The 14881-nt window shown below is 60.2% G+C and carries 18 protein-coding genes and 2 tRNA genes; 15 read left to right on the forward strand and 5 right to left on the reverse strand.

Annotated features, from left to right (window positions below):
- Positions 1 to 141: 141 nt before the first annotated feature.
- The 10 genes from ACNFIC_RS00690 to ACNFIC_RS00735 all read left to right on the forward strand — a co-directional run bounded on the left by ACNFIC_RS00690 (position 142) and on the right by ACNFIC_RS00735 (position 8875).
- Positions 142 to 1059: a Rha family transcriptional regulator gene (locus ACNFIC_RS00690; RefSeq protein WP_416779291.1), complete on the forward strand. Its 918-nt coding sequence runs from the start codon at positions 142 to 144 to the stop codon at positions 1057 to 1059.
- 192 nt (positions 1060 to 1251) lie between these two features.
- Positions 1252 to 1470, forward strand: a complete 219-nt coding sequence (locus tag ACNFIC_RS00695) for a hypothetical protein (protein WP_416779293.1) — start codon at positions 1252 to 1254, stop codon at positions 1468 to 1470.
- Entirely contained in the window at positions 1470 to 1700 is a 231-nt protein-coding gene (locus ACNFIC_RS00700; protein WP_416779295.1) for a hypothetical protein, read from the forward strand. Before ACNFIC_RS00695 ends, ACNFIC_RS00700 begins: the two co-directional genes overlap by 1 nt.
- Positions 1701 to 1932: 232 nt before the next feature.
- Complete coding sequence (locus ACNFIC_RS00705; protein WP_416779297.1) at positions 1933 to 2976, forward strand: hypothetical protein; 1044 nt, start codon at positions 1933 to 1935, stop codon at positions 2974 to 2976.
- 70 nt (positions 2977 to 3046) lie between these two features.
- Entirely contained in the window at positions 3047 to 3370 is a 324-nt protein-coding gene (locus ACNFIC_RS00710) for a hypothetical protein (protein WP_416779299.1), read from the forward strand.
- Positions 3371 to 3542: 172 nt separating this feature from the next.
- Positions 3543 to 3995, forward strand: coding sequence for a hypothetical protein (locus ACNFIC_RS00715; RefSeq protein WP_416779301.1), 453 nt, complete (start codon positions 3543 to 3545; stop codon positions 3993 to 3995).
- Between the two features lie 174 nt (positions 3996 to 4169).
- Positions 4170 to 5261, forward strand: coding sequence for a hypothetical protein (locus tag ACNFIC_RS00720; protein WP_416779303.1), 1092 nt, complete (start codon positions 4170 to 4172; stop codon positions 5259 to 5261).
- Between the two features lie 1001 nt (positions 5262 to 6262).
- Positions 6263 to 6493, forward strand: a complete 231-nt coding sequence (locus ACNFIC_RS00725) for a hypothetical protein (protein WP_416779305.1) — start codon at positions 6263 to 6265, stop codon at positions 6491 to 6493.
- 1144 nt (positions 6494 to 7637) lie between these two features.
- A complete protein-coding gene (sohB, locus tag ACNFIC_RS00730; protein WP_138217311.1) occupies positions 7638 to 8657 on the forward strand; it encodes a protease SohB in 1020 nt (339 codons plus the stop codon).
- Positions 8658 to 8801: 144 nt separating this feature from the next.
- A tRNA-Cys gene (locus ACNFIC_RS00735) sits at positions 8802 to 8875 on the forward strand.
- A 201-nt stretch (positions 8876 to 9076) separates the two neighbouring features.
- On the opposite strand, the gene ACNFIC_RS00740 is transcribed toward ACNFIC_RS00735, so the two are convergent.
- Positions 9077 to 9499 carry a hypothetical protein gene (locus tag ACNFIC_RS00740; protein WP_138217312.1) on the reverse strand — a complete coding sequence of 141 codons (423 nt, stop codon included), beginning with the start codon at positions 9497 to 9499 and terminating at the stop codon, positions 9077 to 9079.
- 62 nt (positions 9500 to 9561) lie between these two features.
- On the opposite strand from ACNFIC_RS00740, the gene ACNFIC_RS00745 reads away from it, so the two are divergent.
- Entirely contained in the window at positions 9562 to 9705 is a 144-nt protein-coding gene (locus ACNFIC_RS00745; RefSeq protein WP_416779307.1) for a hypothetical protein, read from the forward strand.
- Between the two features lie 309 nt (positions 9706 to 10014).
- Complete coding sequence (locus ACNFIC_RS00750) at positions 10015 to 10203, forward strand: hypothetical protein (RefSeq protein WP_138217313.1); 189 nt, start codon at positions 10015 to 10017, stop codon at positions 10201 to 10203.
- Between the two features lie 27 nt (positions 10204 to 10230).
- Here ACNFIC_RS00750 and ACNFIC_RS00755 read toward each other — a convergent pair whose 3' ends face one another.
- The 3 genes from ACNFIC_RS00755 to ACNFIC_RS00765 all read right to left on the reverse strand — a co-directional run bounded on the left by ACNFIC_RS00755 (position 10231) and on the right by ACNFIC_RS00765 (position 11239).
- The gene (locus ACNFIC_RS00755) at positions 10231 to 10644 is read right to left on the reverse strand and encodes a DoxX family protein (protein ID WP_416779310.1); all 414 of its coding nucleotides are present in this window, start codon (positions 10642 to 10644) and stop codon (positions 10231 to 10233) included.
- 163 nt (positions 10645 to 10807) lie between these two features.
- A tRNA-Leu gene (locus ACNFIC_RS00760) sits at positions 10808 to 10892 on the reverse strand.
- Between the two features lie 134 nt (positions 10893 to 11026).
- Positions 11027 to 11239 (reverse strand): hypothetical protein, encoded by a 213-nt coding sequence (locus ACNFIC_RS00765; protein WP_138217315.1) that lies wholly within the window; start codon positions 11237 to 11239, stop codon positions 11027 to 11029.
- A gap of 242 nt (positions 11240 to 11481) precedes the next feature.
- Between ACNFIC_RS00765 and ACNFIC_RS00770 the strand changes: the two genes are divergently transcribed.
- The 3 genes from ACNFIC_RS00770 to ACNFIC_RS00780 are packed head-to-tail and all read left to right on the forward strand — an operon-like array spanning position 11482 to position 14466.
- Positions 11482 to 12642, forward strand: a complete 1161-nt coding sequence (locus ACNFIC_RS00770) for a two-component system sensor histidine kinase NtrB (RefSeq protein ID WP_416779312.1) — start codon at positions 11482 to 11484, stop codon at positions 12640 to 12642.
- A gap of 6 nt (positions 12643 to 12648) precedes the next feature.
- Positions 12649 to 14094 carry an ATPase domain-containing protein gene (locus tag ACNFIC_RS00775; RefSeq protein WP_138217316.1) on the forward strand — a complete coding sequence of 482 codons (1446 nt, stop codon included), beginning with the start codon at positions 12649 to 12651 and terminating at the stop codon, positions 14092 to 14094.
- Between the two features lie 12 nt (positions 14095 to 14106).
- The gene (locus ACNFIC_RS00780; protein WP_138217317.1) at positions 14107 to 14466 is read left to right on the forward strand and encodes a response regulator; all 360 of its coding nucleotides are present in this window, start codon (positions 14107 to 14109) and stop codon (positions 14464 to 14466) included.
- A 77-nt stretch (positions 14467 to 14543) separates the two neighbouring features.
- Here ACNFIC_RS00780 and csrA read toward each other — a convergent pair whose 3' ends face one another.
- Positions 14544 to 14738 (reverse strand): carbon storage regulator CsrA, encoded by a 195-nt coding sequence (gene csrA / locus ACNFIC_RS00785; RefSeq protein WP_138217318.1) that lies wholly within the window; start codon positions 14736 to 14738, stop codon positions 14544 to 14546.
- Positions 14739 to 14881: the final 143 nt, after the last annotated feature.

The following is a 14881-nucleotide window of genomic DNA, read 5'->3' on the forward strand; positions in this document are numbered from 1 at the left end:
CCTCTGTGCCCGTCGCTGGGCTGACCCTAAACATCAAGTCTTTCTGAATGCTCCTTGTGCCACAGCCGATGCCCTTGTCGGGGTCTTGATGGTCGGCCCGTGGGAGCGAACTCAGGGAGCATTCAAAAGGAAAACGACAACATGCAAGCCACCGATATGAAACCTGAAGTCACTATGACGACCCGTGAGATCGCCGAGATGACCGGCAAGGATCACCGCAACGTGCTGCGAGATGCTGACCGCATGATTGCCGCTGTAAGGGAAGCCCAAAGAGGACAGCTCAAATCTGAGCGCTCATCAGGGGACCGAACTCAGCTCAAATCTGAGCAGTGTTCAAAAAGTGAACAGCCAGAATCTCGTGGCCCAACTCTGGGCTGCCAGGGAGGACACCTCAGATTTGAGGTCTCATTGCTGGGCGTCACGGAGGGCACCTATAAGGACGGGCGCAACGCCACCCGCCGCATGCTGGTCCTGAACAAGCACGCCGTGTTCACCCTCATTACCGGCTATGACACCGCCCTACGCTTTGCCGTGGTCGGTCGCTGGATCGAACTTGAGCAGGCTGCCAACCCGGCCTTTAACGCCCAGTCCATCGCCGAGACCCTGACCGACCTACAGTCCCGCGTGGACATGATGGCACCGGCCTACAAAGAGCACGTACGTAAGGGCACCTCTGGGTCTGGCATCTTGATTGACGAAGCGGCCCGTATGGTCGGCCTTACCGGTCCTGTGGTCCGCGCATGGTTCCTGCACCGCAAGGTCATCCAACGGAGAACCGTAGGGCAAACCGTAGAGGGTGCCCAGTACGCCTACACGCCTTCGTCACGGTTCATTGACCTAGGCCTGGGCAAGGATAGTCGTCGGACCATCAAGCATGGCGGCGATAAGTACGGCCTCAAGTTGACCCTAAAGGGCGTCGAATGGCTGCGCTCCCAGGTCGCCGAGGTCACCGCATGGGACACCCAGCGCAAGGCCGTAAAGGTCCACACAGACGCTGACGGTTTCGTCGTGGCGGTCACCGGCGAAGGGACTGAAGGCAAGCGCCTGGATCAACTCTGATAGTGAGCCGGGATTTAAAACCCTCACTATAGACAGACACCCAGCAAAACCACTCACAGAAACAGAGACACCCGACACACCCGAGACCTTAACGGGCTGGCCTTACCGCTGGCCCTTGTTGTGCAACGTAGGGTTACAACCCCTGAAGCCGAATAGGAATCCCACCACACCCACCACAAAGGAGACACTGCTATGTCCGCTCATATCCACCACCGCACCGTCCTCACTGGCACCCTGGCTGCCGCTCTCAAGCTGGACAACCCGGACCTGCTGAAGGTCATTCCCGAGGCTCTGCCTGAATTCATCCCCGGTCAATTGCTGACCCGTGCCGAGGCCTTCAAGGTCGCTGAGGTAGCCGCCCCAGGTCACAACCAGATGACCCTTATGGCTGCCCTGCGAGGTGACGTCTGATGAACGCTAAGCGCTGCCCAGACGGTTACACCCTGAGCCCTCGAAGTGCCCTCACTGGCACCCAACGGGAAGCACTGGAGTTCTATCTGACCCTCTCGCTTGAGCCCCGTATGGCCCTGCGTAAGGTTCGCCATGCCATGCGCATGTACCGCATTGCCGCCAAGAAAGAGCGCAACCGCGTAAGGGTCGCTAAGAAGGCCGAGCGCCGCGCCCTGGAGACCTCCAATTAAGGGGCCCGCACAGAGACACCGTAAGGCCGCCAGAGCTGCGTTAGGCCGATACCTGACCGATGCCTTGACGGAGACCAGACGGACCGTAGAGGCGAACCAGTGGCCGCCCATGCCACACCCTAAACGACCTGAGCTGACCCACACACCAGACGCCCAGGTCACCCACTTCTGAGACACACCAGACGCCCGGCCCCAGGAGGACCGCGACGACACACCGATAGGAGATCCCACTATGTCCACTCAAGAGAACCGCACCCACTTTCAAACCTTCACCGCTGAACACCTCGACACCATCCGCTCCCAGATCCTTGCCCGAGACGGCTGCCTGAACATCCAGCCCCGCCGAGTCCCTGACGCTATTGTCGAGATGGGTCCTGACGCCGTGGCCATGTTCCTGGTCGAGCCCGAGTCAATCGAAAGCCTGCTCAACCGTTACGCCTCGCTGCCGACCGCGCAGCACCTGTGCATTGCCATGGGTCGTGGCCGTGTGGGCGTAGGCAACGATACCGCCCGCCTGATGAGCCATTGGGTTGACCACTGGGCACAAGCCCCTGCCGACCTCCTGGCCTCTCCTGGCCTGGGTCCTATTCGCCGGTCCATTCAGGCCCGAGCCGTAGAGGCCCGCAACGTCCTGCCCGAACTGCCGCCCCTGGAGGTCATCCGTACCCTGTGGATGCTGGACCCTGAGTCCCCTTCAGGTCTGGCCAGTGTGCGCACCGGTAAGGCCCTCAAAGGTGAGTTCCGTAGTGGGTCCCTATGGGTCACCTACCGGGCAGCCGGGCAGGGCAAGACCTTATACCCATGCGCTGACATCGTGGACGCCTTGAAGGGTGACCTTGAGGGTGACGCCCTGGACCTTTACGAACGCCAGGAGCTGGCTCGCAAAGCACAACTTAAGGAGGAACGAGAAGCCGTGACCATCATCAATCAGCACGAGCTGGACGCAATCAATGAGGCATTCCCGGCCAGTGCCCGGCTGCCCCTGATCGAAGCCCGCAACAAGTACAACAGCCGACACTGTGTCTTTCGCACCTGGGACCCGGTAGAGCGCCGCGTGGTGTTCGATGCACCGGCCCTAATCGCTGACGCCCGTTTCAGTGTGGGTGACCGCTTTGCCAAGCGCCTGGAGACCCTGACCGAACAAGGCATAGACCTGTCGGCCCTGCTGTGCTCCCACCTGCGCATCCCCATGACTAAGGGGTCCCTGGTCTATCAGGACGAATACGCCAAGACCAAGGTACGCATGGCTCAGGAGGCCGCCGCTAAGGCCGCTTGAAGTCACCCACCGGCAAGCCATGACACGGGCCCATAGAGGCGCCCATAGGACAACTCAAGGAGACCACCAAATGAACCTCACCCCGAGCCACGTTATCGCCACCACCTTGGCCACTGAACACCGTGTCATCAAGTCCCGCGCTGAGTCGCACCTGAAGGCACTCGAAAGCCTGGGCCTGCTGGTCCGTACTGACAGCCGTCACGGCTCGACCTGGGCAACCGCAAAGGACCTCCCAGGCCTGCCGAGTGGCGTAGTGGCCCAGCATGACACCTACTTGAACCAGCGTTCGGCTTCCTATCAGACCCTTTTGCTCTGCCCTCTGATGGTCATGATGCTGGGCGCCTCGACCCGTAAAGACGCTGGGGCTCTCAAGGTCTTCAAGCTGGCCCTGTAAGTCCTCAATGGGAGCCGTAGAGAGCTTGCTGAATCTCAGTCCCATATCAACCTCACTATAACAGCGACACAGGAGGACCCAGTGGCCCTAAGTCTGGAGCACCGAGCGACCAGCAGGCGCGACCCGTCCCCGGTCACTACACCTCACACCACCTTCAAGGAGCCACCACACTATGAAACTGAACATCATCCCGCTGGACACCAACGAATTCAGCGTACAAGGCCAGACCGTTAGCCGTGAGTTCGCTGAGGGCGCCATGCTGTCGGGTCTGCTCGCATCGGCTGGCAAATCCGTACCGGCCATGGCCAACATCATCGACCAGTATGAAGCCGTGGGCCTGCGTGCCACCAACTTCCCCGACCAGTTGCGCAAGGTCCAGATTGACCGTGCTGCCCGTGCTCGTGAAGAGGCACAGCGCAAGGCTGACGCCGAGTATTTCGCTGAGCGTGCTCGTGAGATGGCTACCGCCCACGATCCTCTGGTGCTGGCCCGTAAGAAGGCCGAGCGTGAACGTCGAGCGTCCCAGGCCCGCCAACATGGCGAGGCTATCCGTGCTGCCCGTGGTGGCCGCCCATATGCCCTGGAAGGCTATGACCCGGATGAGTCGAGCGGCTGGGGCCTCTAAGGCCTCACTGAGTCACCACAACCGATACGCCTCCCTTCAAGGGGCCCCATGCGAAGCCCGTACAGGCTCGTTTGAGGTGGCCCTGACACCCCTCCCAAAGAACCCCAAGACCTCTGTATGGGCTCATCACGAGACCACAGGGGCCCCTCATTGACCGACCTAAGGAGACACGCCATGACCATTCGCGACGAAGTAAAATTGAACGACAATACCGCCCTGAGCGCTGCCAGCAAGGCTACCGATCACCGCCACCTGCAAGACCGTTACGTTGTTCCTGACCGTATGACCAGCGTGGCCACTTTCGGCGACTCGACCGAGGCCCGTTTCGGTCACTCTTCGATCCGTAGCGGTGACGCACATGACCCGCAAGCCTGGGTCTCTTTCATGGCCAAGACCATGGATGGCTACCTGAACAGCGATGAGTGGCGCGAAGCTGCCCTTGAGAACATCTCGTGCGAGTTCCGTCCGTTCGGCACCGAGGCCACCGCGCAGCAACTGGTAATGCTGGATGACCGCAACGTCGAGTTCGACCCACGTACCAGCCTGTACGACCGCACCCAGGTCATCACCAAAGGCAAGGCGATTGCCGGTGACGTAGTGTTTAGCGAAGCGTGCGAGCGTGCCGCTATGTTCTCTGCCCGTGTCACCCTGTTGGATGCCAACATGGTCGGCGGTATGACTGAGGCCGCTGCCGAACAGACCATTGCCCATGCCCTGGCTGAATTCCAGATCAAGGCAAACACCACCGTTGCCAAGGTCCTGGCGACCAGCTCAAACCTGCGTAAGGTAAGCGCTGCCATGCCTACCGGCTCGCCACGCGAAGTGGCTGAAGACCTGATCGACATCCTGGCCGTGAACGTTGATACCTCGTTCGGCCTGTCCATCGGTGACTTCACCCTGTTGGTCCCTAAGCGTCTGTCCCCAATCCTTGACCGTGCCGCGCAGCGTGCAGGCCTGGAAGAGGTAGACGAGCTGATCGGTGCGGGCGTTCTGTATCACACCGGCCCTGAGGTCATCTTTGTGATCCCTCGTTCGATGGCCGCTCTGTCGTTCCGTGAGAAGCGCGATGGCGACATCTGGACCGTACGGGTCTCCCGCAATAGCTCCCTGCAAGCCTGGGAACTGGAGATCAATGGTGTGGCTGACGTAATGGCTAACGCCCTGGTCCGCCTGAAGCTGGCCAACCCTGAAGACCCAACCGAGAAGCTGCAAACCGAAGTCGTGCCTATGCCGATCATCACCATGATTGACCTGCGCGGCGAGTAACACCCGATAACCTTCCTGGGCCCGTAATGGGCCTGGGAGGGCTTCGCAAAGGAACCACTACGTGACCCGTTCAACAGTCATCTGCTCATGATGCTCACCAGCACCGTGAAGAGGCCTCGAAGGGGCGTAAGGTTTCACCACCCAAAGCGATGCACCCTAACGTGGGGCGCGTGGCGGTTCCTTTGCGAAGTCCTCTCACCTGTCCCAAGTGTCCACCTCAAAGCGCCCCTTGCGGGATGACCCTACGTGCCCCTTGCGGGCTTTCTCCTTGCTGCACCGCTTAGGCCACTGGTCCTGGCTGGGCCGTAGAGGGAGGCCGTAGTGGGCGCTTTGTGGTGGGCACTGGTGACTGTCTCCCACCCGATCAACCTACCTACAGGAGCCTGACCGATGGAACCTAACGAACTACCTGAAGACCCAGGCCCGGCACCTGTCGGTGATAGCCCGATTGTCCTGCACGCGATGCCGTTGGTCTGTGCTGGGGTCACCGTCCTGGCCTCGCATACATCGTGGGGTCTGCCACCTATGTACTCCGAAAGGGCTGTCGTAGAGGCAACCCCAGGTGCGACCTATGACCAGCGCTCTATGTTGGCCGAGCTGGGCCACCCTGTGGAGGTCCCGTTCTACACGGGGGACCTTATGGGTGCCGAGGCTGCTGCCTTCCTACTGACCCGGCGCCTTGTGCAACTCAAGGTCATTGACCGTACGAAGCACCTCGAAGAACTGATCTCAGACTATGAGGCCATGACCCGAGAGAACAACAAGCGCATTCAGGACTTCATTCGACTGCTCCCGCTGACGTACCGAACGTGGTCCGCTGTGGCTGCTGTCATCGGTGACGGCTCACTTGTCTATGACGGCCCTGTCGCCCGGCCATCCTGGGGAGCACCTACCCGTTAGGCTGCTGACCCTTACCCCAATCCGCCAGTGACCTTACCTCTCTCAGAAAGCCAAACCCCATGGCGGGTCCCTGGCTCTGTCCCTAAAGGAGGGCATACACGATGAAAGAGGAAACAAAGCGCACTGTGTGGGCTGTGGTGAAAGCCATGCTCAAGAGCAAAGCAACGTGGCGCCTACTGGCGTCCCTACTGGTCATCGCTGGGTTTACCCTGCCGCCTGACCTGCTGGAGATCCTACGGGCCTTCGTGGCTGACCTGCTGGACGCCGTAGGTGTTGAGGTCGTTACGGCCCTTGTGGTTGACCCTATGGTCTCCCTGGTGGCTGGACTGTGAGGGGCCTTTGTGGGCTCCAGGGCGGCGCACCATCAGAGGACCATAAGTCAAGAAAATCTCGATCCCATTTCAACCTCACTATAGACCGTTAGGGCCCTTACCCTATGATCCTTAATGAGCCTTACAGACCCTCACCTTATGGTCCCCCAATGGGAGCCTTTACGTAATGGTTCGTGACGATCCCTCTATGGGGTCCTTTGTGATCCCGTCACGGTCTCATTACCGTCTACTGAGTGAAGGGTGTTTATTGCTGATAAGCACACCCCACCATAAAGCACCCCTCTATGCCCTCTGATAGATAGACCTCATCGGTGAGGCTACTGCCCGTCCTGCTCTACAGTGCCCGTGTATGGTCTCCCTCGGGTGGTTGATCGTGTGGTGCGATAGGTGGCGCAGTGGTGATCGTATGTCGGCCCTGAGTGGTTGACGTGCAGTAGCCTCACCGATTCGGTCTGCTGGACACAGCCGGGTCTCTTGAAGTTAGTGTGAGCGTGCACCGTGTGGTGACCCTGTGATGACTTTGTGTGAGGTCTGAGGGTCGCCCGCGCTGTGTTCCATAGCCTTTATTTCGTTCATAGCCTTTGTGAGAGTGACCAGCAGGAGCGGCCAGCCATAGCCTCACTCGCCTGTCGGTCATTCCCACAAGGCCTGTGCGCCACCTGTCTGGGTCATTAGGCGCTCTTTGGGTCTGCTGGCCCGCTGCGCGCTCCGATAGACCCAGGTCATTGTGGCCCTTAGTTTTGATTGTTTACGTCCAAGCACATAGGTCCGCTGCGGTCCGCTAAGGCCCATCCTAAGCCCATAGGGTCACCCTCTGAGTCACTGCGCAGCCTGGAGCTGTGAGGCACCCATAGGGGAGGGCTTTGGGAGGTCTTAGCGGTCATGGGGCTTTCAAAAATTACCGCAAATTTTCGTGGCGCCACCTGTCATATAGTACCCAGGCAAGTACCCCCATAGGGCTCGCGTAGGCCCCTGAGCGTGCCCGTGTGCGGATGCCTGTGCGGGCGAGGGGTCCTTATTCGCGTGGGCCTGTCTGCGCGCGCAATACTGCCCAAGCGGTGACTTGGCGGGGTGTCACAAGCATGTTCCAATGCGTCACAAGTCATGGCATTATCTACGCACATTCAAAGGACAACCGGACATTATGGAGTTTCTTGCCGAATACGCAAGCTTTCTCGCCAAAACCGCCACGCTGGTGATCGCCATTCTGGTGGTGCTGTCGGCTATTGCCGGCCTGCGCGGCAAGGGGCGGCGCAAGCCGGGTGGGCAGTTGCAGGTCACTCGCCTCAACGAGTTCTATAAAGAGCTGCGCGAGCGCCTGGAATCGGGCCTGTTCGACAAGGTCGAACTCAAGGCCCTGCGCAAGCAGCAGGCCAAGGCCGAGAAGCAGCAGAAGAAGAAAAAGCCGGAAGAGAAGCGTCGGGTGTTCGTGCTCGACTTCGACGGCGATATCAAGGCCTCGGCCACCGAAAGCCTGCGTAACGAGATCACCGCGCTGCTGACCCTCGCCACCCCTCGTGACGAGGTGGTGCTGCGCCTCGAAAGCGGCGGTGGCCTGGTGCACAGCTACGGCCTGGCGGCCTCGCAACTGGCGCGTCTTCGCGAGGCGGGTATCCCACTGACGATCTGCATCGACAAAGTCGCTGCAAGTGGCGGCTACATGATGGCCTGCATCGGCGAGAAGATCGTCAGCGCGCCGTTCGCCGTTCTGGGCTCCATCGGCGTCGTCGCGCAGCTACCTAACGTCAATCGCCTGCTCAAGAAACACGACATCGACTTCGAGGTGCTCACCGCGGGCGAGTACAAGCGCACCCTCACCGTGTTCGGCGAAAACACCGAGAAGGGGCGGGAGAAGTTCCAGGAAGACCTGGACATCACCCACCAGTTGTTCAAGGACTTTGTCGCCCGCTACCGCCCGCAGCTGCACATCGATGAGGTGGCTACGGGCGAGGTATGGCTGGGCATCGCTGCGCTGAACCGCCAATTGGTGGACGAGCTGGGCACCAGCGACGAGTACCTGAGCAAGCGAGCCCGCGAAGCCAACCTGTTCCACCTGCGCTTTGCCGAACGCAAGAGCTTGCAGGAGCGTATCGGCGTCGCCGCCAGTGGCGCGCTGGAGAACACCCTGGTCGGTTTGTGGAGCAAGCTCGGGCGGCTGCGCTAACACCTTGAACCCCTTGAAGATTTTTTTCTGAAAGGGGGTTGCAAGGTGGGCCGAATGTGGACATAATGGCGTCCATCGAAACGCAGCTGACTTGAAAAAGAACAGCGGTTTCAAGGAGATAGCGAAAGCTGTATCCGACTTTGAGGCCGAGTAGCAAAGTGGTTATGCTCCGGATTGCAAATCCGTCTACGCCGGTTCGATTCCGACCTCGGCCTCCACTATTCGAAAGCCCCGCAGATTAACGTCTGCGGGGTTTTTCTTTGGGCGATAGAAAATCTGATCGTTTCCGCATCCCAAGGCATCGTTTCGGCATCAGCCCTCTACTTGGTCGGGCTCACTACTTTGCCGACCCGACGATAAACGCGCTTGGTGATTTCCTCTTTGGAGTGCCCAAGCAGCCGACAAGGTTGATGAGGCTCTCAATCGGGTAGTGCCGTAAGCTCGCCCCTCTCACCACTCTTACGACTGCGGTACTCAGTGACGCCGAGCATGATTGCTGCTGTCAAGCCCGGCATCAGGAATGTGAGTAAGACCGTGAGATCCCAGTTCACTGCCGCGCTGCATGGAAAGGCCCAGAGAGTCGCCACGATCACCGCGGCGATAACCCGCCAGTCACGCGGGTGTTTGGGGTGGCTCGCCATCGATGCTGCATAGGCTTTCCAGCAGCCCCATAGGCTCGGTATAGATATGACGATTACCGCCACTGGCAAAGCGGGGTTGTTCAAATAAAGGATTGCGGTGACCAAATAAACTAACCCCCAAACGAAGATGAGTGTCACCGGAGCAATTCCGACGATCGCGCCAAGCGTGAGGGTAATGCGAATCTTGGTTAGTTTGGTCATCCCGATCCCTTCGGAGCCATCTCTTCGCGGGTAGCATAAGTCCGCCGCGCCAAAAAATCGACATGCGCCATTTTGTGGTGCCAACACGGCGAGAGGGCTTCACCATGGGCAACCAGCGCAAGAAGATCGCCGGCTACCGTGACCTCACCTATAACGAGATCGACAGCATGCACTCGATCAAGGCCTTGGAGCCCGATGTCGGGTGAGCTGTTCGGGTAGATCGGCAGATTGAAGGCGTGGATCAGCGTACCTTAGCTACGTACACGGCGGTTCAAATTATGCGGTTAAGCCGGTTGATCGTATCAGCGGGGCGCAGCAGCGGTGGAAGTCGGTGCAGAGCTTTTGTCGGACGACGCTTTTTAAAAAAAGCCCGCCACGCAAGGGCGGGCAAACGTCGTTTTGAAGGGAGAGGCTCAACACTGCGCCTTGGCGGTTAAGCCAGGGTTAACGCCCATGGGATTGACCGGCTGCCGTGATCGGCTTATACAGGCGGGCTGTAGCCACCGGAGCCTGCGATGCACGACGAAGACGACCTGCACGAACCCGAGCACGATCACCTGCTTGACCCTGAATTCCATGACGCTTTCCAGCCTGAGGCTGATGCCTATGGTGCACTCGACGACGCCGAGGAAGACGAAGCCGGGTTGGACGACTTCGACGACGAAGACGATCACCCCGCCTGGCACGACGACTGCGACGACTGAATCGGCAGGTGTGCGTGCTGGTGTGGTTCAGCGTCGGTCAAGGGAATAGCGGCCTGGCCCTGAAACGGCTAAGGCCAGTAGCCCGCCGATGATGCTGAGGTTTTTCAGGAATTGAGTCATGTTGGCACTGCGCTCAGGGTCCACCATGTTCCAGAAAGGGTGGCCGATCAGGGCGGTGCCCAGCACGAACAGGGCGAACAGCAAGGCCAGTGGGCGGGTGTAGAAGCCCAGGATCAGTACGATACCAACCACGAACTCCATGATTACCGCGACCGCTGCGGCGAGGGTGGGCATGGGGGCACCGAGCGAGGTCATATAGCCGACGGTGCCTTCGAAGCCGTTCAGCTTGCCCCAGCCGGCGAGCACGAACAGGGTCATCAGCAGGATGCGGGCGAGCAGCAGGATGATGTCGCGTTGCCCTTCAAGCAGTGCATGGCGCATGGCGGCGCTCCGGTGGACGGTGACACTGTCCACTCTAGCAGCTGGGCGGCGGATTTCCGGCGTTTAGGCGGGCAAGTGCTGTAAAGATCAAAGGAAAAGCAGCGTTGGCGGCGAGTAGTCTCGCAGAGACAGCCAAGTGCGGGTCGCGAGGGGGTGCGAGCGATGGTGCCCCGAGCCGGACTCGAACCGGCACACCTTGCGGCGGCGCATTTTAAGTGCGATGTGTCTACCAATTTCACCATCGGGGCGCGATGGGCAAGCTGCCGATTAGACACGAAATGTATGCGCAAATCAACGTCTTAGGGTGCAAGCAAGGCTCAGGCAGCCGACCATCGAGGTCTTCGCCGGCGCTCGCATTGCAAACCCTCACGAGCGCGGGTCCTCAGGGGGTGATCCCCTGGGCGATATCGCGCATTTCACTTGCGGTTTCCCGCAGATCCTGGGCGTGGCCATCGAGGGTGCGCGCCTCGTGCCGGTGGATTGAATAACGCAGGTAGCGGGCGTGGCCATCGAGGGCTTCGGACAGGCTTTCCAGGTCGCTTGCGGTACTCAAGAGGTCGTCCTGCAGGTCTTGCATGCGGGGTTTGGCGGGCATGTGACATCCTTGTATGCGGACATGGCAGCTCACTATAGGGCAATTGGCAAAGCGCAGCTATGACACTAATACCCGCCGACCGCCGCCCTTCGAATACATCAGCATGCGTGCTTGTTGCACGGCCAAGTGGCACAATGTCCGGGCGTCCCGAAGGCGGGGGCGGACTGTCATCGATAGTCACGATGGGGGGCGTTGCTTTTGGCTACGCTCAACGGTGTCCTTCGCGGTACATGGGGTATTTCATGGTTTCAACGGACCGCACCAGCCCCACGGTCATGTCTGAAACGCGCTATGAACAGCTGGTTCAGGCCGTGGTCGATTATGCCATCTACATGCTCGACCCCACAGGCCATGTGGTGTCGTGGAACGCCGGCGCGCAACGGATCAAGGGCTATTGCGCTGACGAGGTGATTGGCCGGCATTTCTCGTTGTTCTTCAGCGACCACGACTGCGCCGAAGGGCGCCCTGAACGCTTGTTGCGCCAGGCTCTGGAGCAGGGCGTGGCGCAGGACGAGGGCTGGCGGGTGCGTAAGGATGGCACGCAGTTCTGGGCGTTGGCGGCGCTGGATGTGATTCGTGATGAGCATGGCGAGGTCATCGGCCTTGCCAAAATCACCCGTGATATCACCGATAGGCGTGAATCTAGGCTGCAGCTGGATGCCATGCGTGCGCAGCTGTTCCAGGCGCAAAAACTCGAAGCGCTGGGGCAACTGACCGGGGGGCTGGCCCATGATTTCAACAACCTGCTGACCATCATCCTGAGTTCCGCCCGGCTGGCGCTGGCTAGCCAGGATCCGGCCCGCGCGCGGCGTTTGCTGGAGCACATACTCGCCGCCGGCCAGCGAGGCACGGACCTCACCCAGCAACTGCTCAGCTTCGCCCGGCATCGGCAACTGAGCGTGACCTGCATCGCACCGCTACAGGTGGTCGCCTCTACCCGAAGCATGCTGGAGCATGCCTTGCCCCGGAACATCGATCTGATTGAACAGGTACACGCCGACCTGCCTCTGATCGAGGTGGATGCGGGCCAGTTGCAGATGGTGTTGCTCAACCTGGTGTTCAACGCCCGTGATGCGATCAGCGGGCGGGGTCAGATCCGCCTGGTGGTCGAGCAGGTGCGCTTGGCTGGCGAAGTGGAGGGCCTGCATGGCCTGTTCGTGCGCTTCGAGGTGCAGGATGATGGGCAAGGCATCGATCCGCAGGTATTGCCGCGCATCTTCGAGCCCTTCTTTACCACCAAGGCGTTTGGCAAGGGCACCGGTCTTGGCCTGAGCCAGGTATATGGTTTCGCCAAGCAGAGCAATGGCGCCATCAGCGTGACCAGTGCTCTGGGCGAGGGGACCTGCATGAGAGTGTACCTGCCCGCATGCGTGGGCACCGATCAGCCTTCCACTGATGGATAGACAGCCATGGTTGAACAACTCAAGCGCTTGCGAACGGGCATCACCGGACTCGATGCTTTGCTCAAAGGGGGGTTGGTGGTCGGGGCGGCTTATGTCGTGCAGGGCCATCCGGGCTCGGGCAAGACCATCCTGGGCAACCAGCTGGCGTGCAACCATGTGCGTGACGGCGGGCGCGTGCTGGTAGCGACCCTGCTTAGCGAGTCCCACGAGCGCTTGTTCCAGTACCTTTCGACACTGAGCTTTTTCGATCGCCAGTTGGTGGGGGACAGCATTCAGTTCCTCAGTGCCTTCGATACCCTTGAGCAGGACGGATTGGATGCTGTCGTGCGCCTGCTGCGTCAGGAGATCGCCCGTCAGCAGGCCACGCTGCTGGTGGTCGACGGAGTGCTGAACGCGCGAAACCGCGCGTCCAGCAGCCTGGATACCAAGAAATTCGTTTCCGAGCTGCAGGGCCATGCCGCTTTCGCCGGCTGCACGGTGCTGTTGCTGACCAGTGCCCGCCTGGAGGAGGGCAGTCCAGAGCACACCATGGTCGATGGCGTGATCGAACTCAGCGAGCAGTTGGTCGGCAATGCCGCCGTGCGCCACGTGCAGTTGCGCAAGACACGTGGTAGCGGCGCCTTGTCGGGACGCCACGAATGCCTGATCGACGAAGATGGCCTTCGGGTGTTCCCGCGTCTGGAGTCGTTGTATGGCCATCCCAGCCAGCACGGGGCGCAGACTCTGGATAAAGTGAGCACCGGCGTGGCGGACCTCGATGCGATGCTCGGCGGTGGCCTGACGCGCGGCTCGGTAAGCTTGCTGATGGGGCCGTCCGGGGTGGGCAAGACGGCGTTGGGCATTGCGTTTCTAGCGGCATCCACCCCACAGTCGCCCGGCTTGCACTTTGGTTTCTACGAAACGCCGGTGCGGCTGCGGCACAAGGCTGCCGCGCTGGGTGTGCCGCTGCCGGCGCTTGAGCAGAGCGGCGCTGTGCGCCTGTGCTGGCAACCCACTACCGAAGGCTTGCTCGATCAGGTCGGCCAGCGTCTGCTTGACCAGGTGCAGGCCAGCGGCGCCCAGCGCGTCGTCATCGATAGCCTTGGCGCCTTTGGCCGCTTGGCGCTGGATCCGACACGGCTCAATAGTTTCTTCCGCGCGTTGACCGGCGAGCTGCGGGCGCGCGATGTGACGGTACTGCTGACGTGGGAGATGCGTGACATCTTCGGTGCCGAGATCACCGCGCCAGCGCCTGATCTTTCGAGCATCGTCGACAATTTGCTGCTGCTGCGTCTGGCCGAACTTGAGGCGCGCTTGCACCGCGTGATGTCGATTGTCAAAGTACGTGACAGCGACCACGATCCTACCTTGCAGTCACTCTCCCTTGGCCCGCACGGCATCAGCCTGGCGCGCGCCTTCGAGGGGGCTGCCGGGGTCCTTAGCGGTACGGCGGTTACCCAGGAGGATCGCTGATGCGATGACGCCATGTACACCATCTTGATCGTCGATGACGAGTACCTGATCGCTGATATCCTGGGTTTTGCCCTGGAAGACGAAGGCTTTCTGGTGGAAAAGGCCAGCAATGGTCGTAAGGCGCTGGACGCGTTGAAAGAGAAACGCGTAGACCTGGTGATCACGGACTACATGATGCCTGTGCTCAACGGCAAGGAGCTGGCCGAAGCCATCCGTGGCGAGTTGCAGCTCGCCGACTTGCCGGTGGTGTTGATGAGCGGTGCGCAAGCCAGCCTGGGGCGTGTATGCCCGGAGCTGTTCGCGGCAGTGTTCGACAAGCCCTTCGACATGGACACAATGATCGCCACGGTGCGTGAACTCCTGGGCACCTGAGGTTCAGGGGGAGGCTCCCCGCGTGGGCGGGCAATCGATCAGTCGCGTCCGTGCGGCTCGATGTTGTAAAGGTGGTATTACTGATCGTTGTGTTTCTCCGGTGCTGGACTGCCAGCCTGGATGCGTTTGAAAATCTCTTCACGGTGCACCTGAACATCCTTGGGTGCATCGATACCGATCCTCACTTGCATACCCTTGACGCCCAGAATGGTGACTTTGATGTCATCGTTGATAACGATGCTTTCGCCAACTTTGCGGGTGAGTATCAGCATGTAGTTCTCCTTGGTGGTGTAGATGGCCGCGAGCCGTTTGCCCTGCGGTGGGAGCTTGTCCCTCTTCCCTCTCATTAAAGACGCTTTCGGCGGATAAGAATTCCCCGACAGACAAATTCTGTAGCTTCTCTGTGCAGCAGGTG

This window comes from Pseudomonas sp. NY15463, assembly GCF_048068415.1.
Lineage (GTDB): Bacteria > Pseudomonadota > Gammaproteobacteria > Pseudomonadales > Pseudomonadaceae > Aquipseudomonas > Aquipseudomonas mosselii_C.

Coding starts and splice junctions, on each gene's coding strand:
- ACNFIC_RS00690 (WP_416779291.1), top strand. CDS start 142: ATGCAAGCCACCGATATGAAACCTGAAGTCACTATGACGACCCGTGAG.
- ACNFIC_RS00695 (WP_416779293.1), top strand. CDS start 1,252: ATGTCCGCTCATATCCACCACCGCACCGTCCTCACTGGCACCCTGGCT.
- ACNFIC_RS00700 (WP_416779295.1), top strand. CDS start 1,470: ATGAACGCTAAGCGCTGCCCAGACGGTTACACCCTGAGCCCTCGAAGT.
- ACNFIC_RS00705 (WP_416779297.1), top strand. CDS start 1,933: ATGTCCACTCAAGAGAACCGCACCCACTTTCAAACCTTCACCGCTGAA.
- ACNFIC_RS00710 (WP_416779299.1), top strand. CDS start 3,047: ATGAACCTCACCCCGAGCCACGTTATCGCCACCACCTTGGCCACTGAA.
- ACNFIC_RS00715 (WP_416779301.1), top strand. CDS start 3,543: ATGAAACTGAACATCATCCCGCTGGACACCAACGAATTCAGCGTACAA.
- ACNFIC_RS00720 (WP_416779303.1), top strand. CDS start 4,170: ATGACCATTCGCGACGAAGTAAAATTGAACGACAATACCGCCCTGAGC.
- ACNFIC_RS00725 (WP_416779305.1), top strand. CDS start 6,263: ATGAAAGAGGAAACAAAGCGCACTGTGTGGGCTGTGGTGAAAGCCATG.
- sohB (WP_138217311.1), top strand. CDS start 7,638: ATGGAGTTTCTTGCCGAATACGCAAGCTTTCTCGCCAAAACCGCCACG.
- ACNFIC_RS00740 (WP_138217312.1), bottom strand. CDS start 9,499: ATGACCAAACTAACCAAGATTCGCATTACCCTCACGCTTGGCGCGATC.
- ACNFIC_RS00745 (WP_416779307.1), top strand. CDS start 9,562: ATGCGCCATTTTGTGGTGCCAACACGGCGAGAGGGCTTCACCATGGGC.
- ACNFIC_RS00750 (WP_138217313.1), top strand. CDS start 10,015: ATGCACGACGAAGACGACCTGCACGAACCCGAGCACGATCACCTGCTT.
- ACNFIC_RS00755 (WP_416779310.1), bottom strand. CDS start 10,644: ATGCGCCATGCACTGCTTGAAGGGCAACGCGACATCATCCTGCTGCTC.
- ACNFIC_RS00765 (WP_138217315.1), bottom strand. CDS start 11,239: ATGCCCGCCAAACCCCGCATGCAAGACCTGCAGGACGACCTCTTGAGT.
- ACNFIC_RS00770 (WP_416779312.1), top strand. CDS start 11,482: ATGGTTTCAACGGACCGCACCAGCCCCACGGTCATGTCTGAAACGCGC.
- ACNFIC_RS00775 (WP_138217316.1), top strand. CDS start 12,649: ATGGTTGAACAACTCAAGCGCTTGCGAACGGGCATCACCGGACTCGAT.
- ACNFIC_RS00780 (WP_138217317.1), top strand. CDS start 14,107: ATGTACACCATCTTGATCGTCGATGACGAGTACCTGATCGCTGATATC.
- csrA (WP_138217318.1), bottom strand. CDS start 14,738: ATGCTGATACTCACCCGCAAAGTTGGCGAAAGCATCGTTATCAACGAT.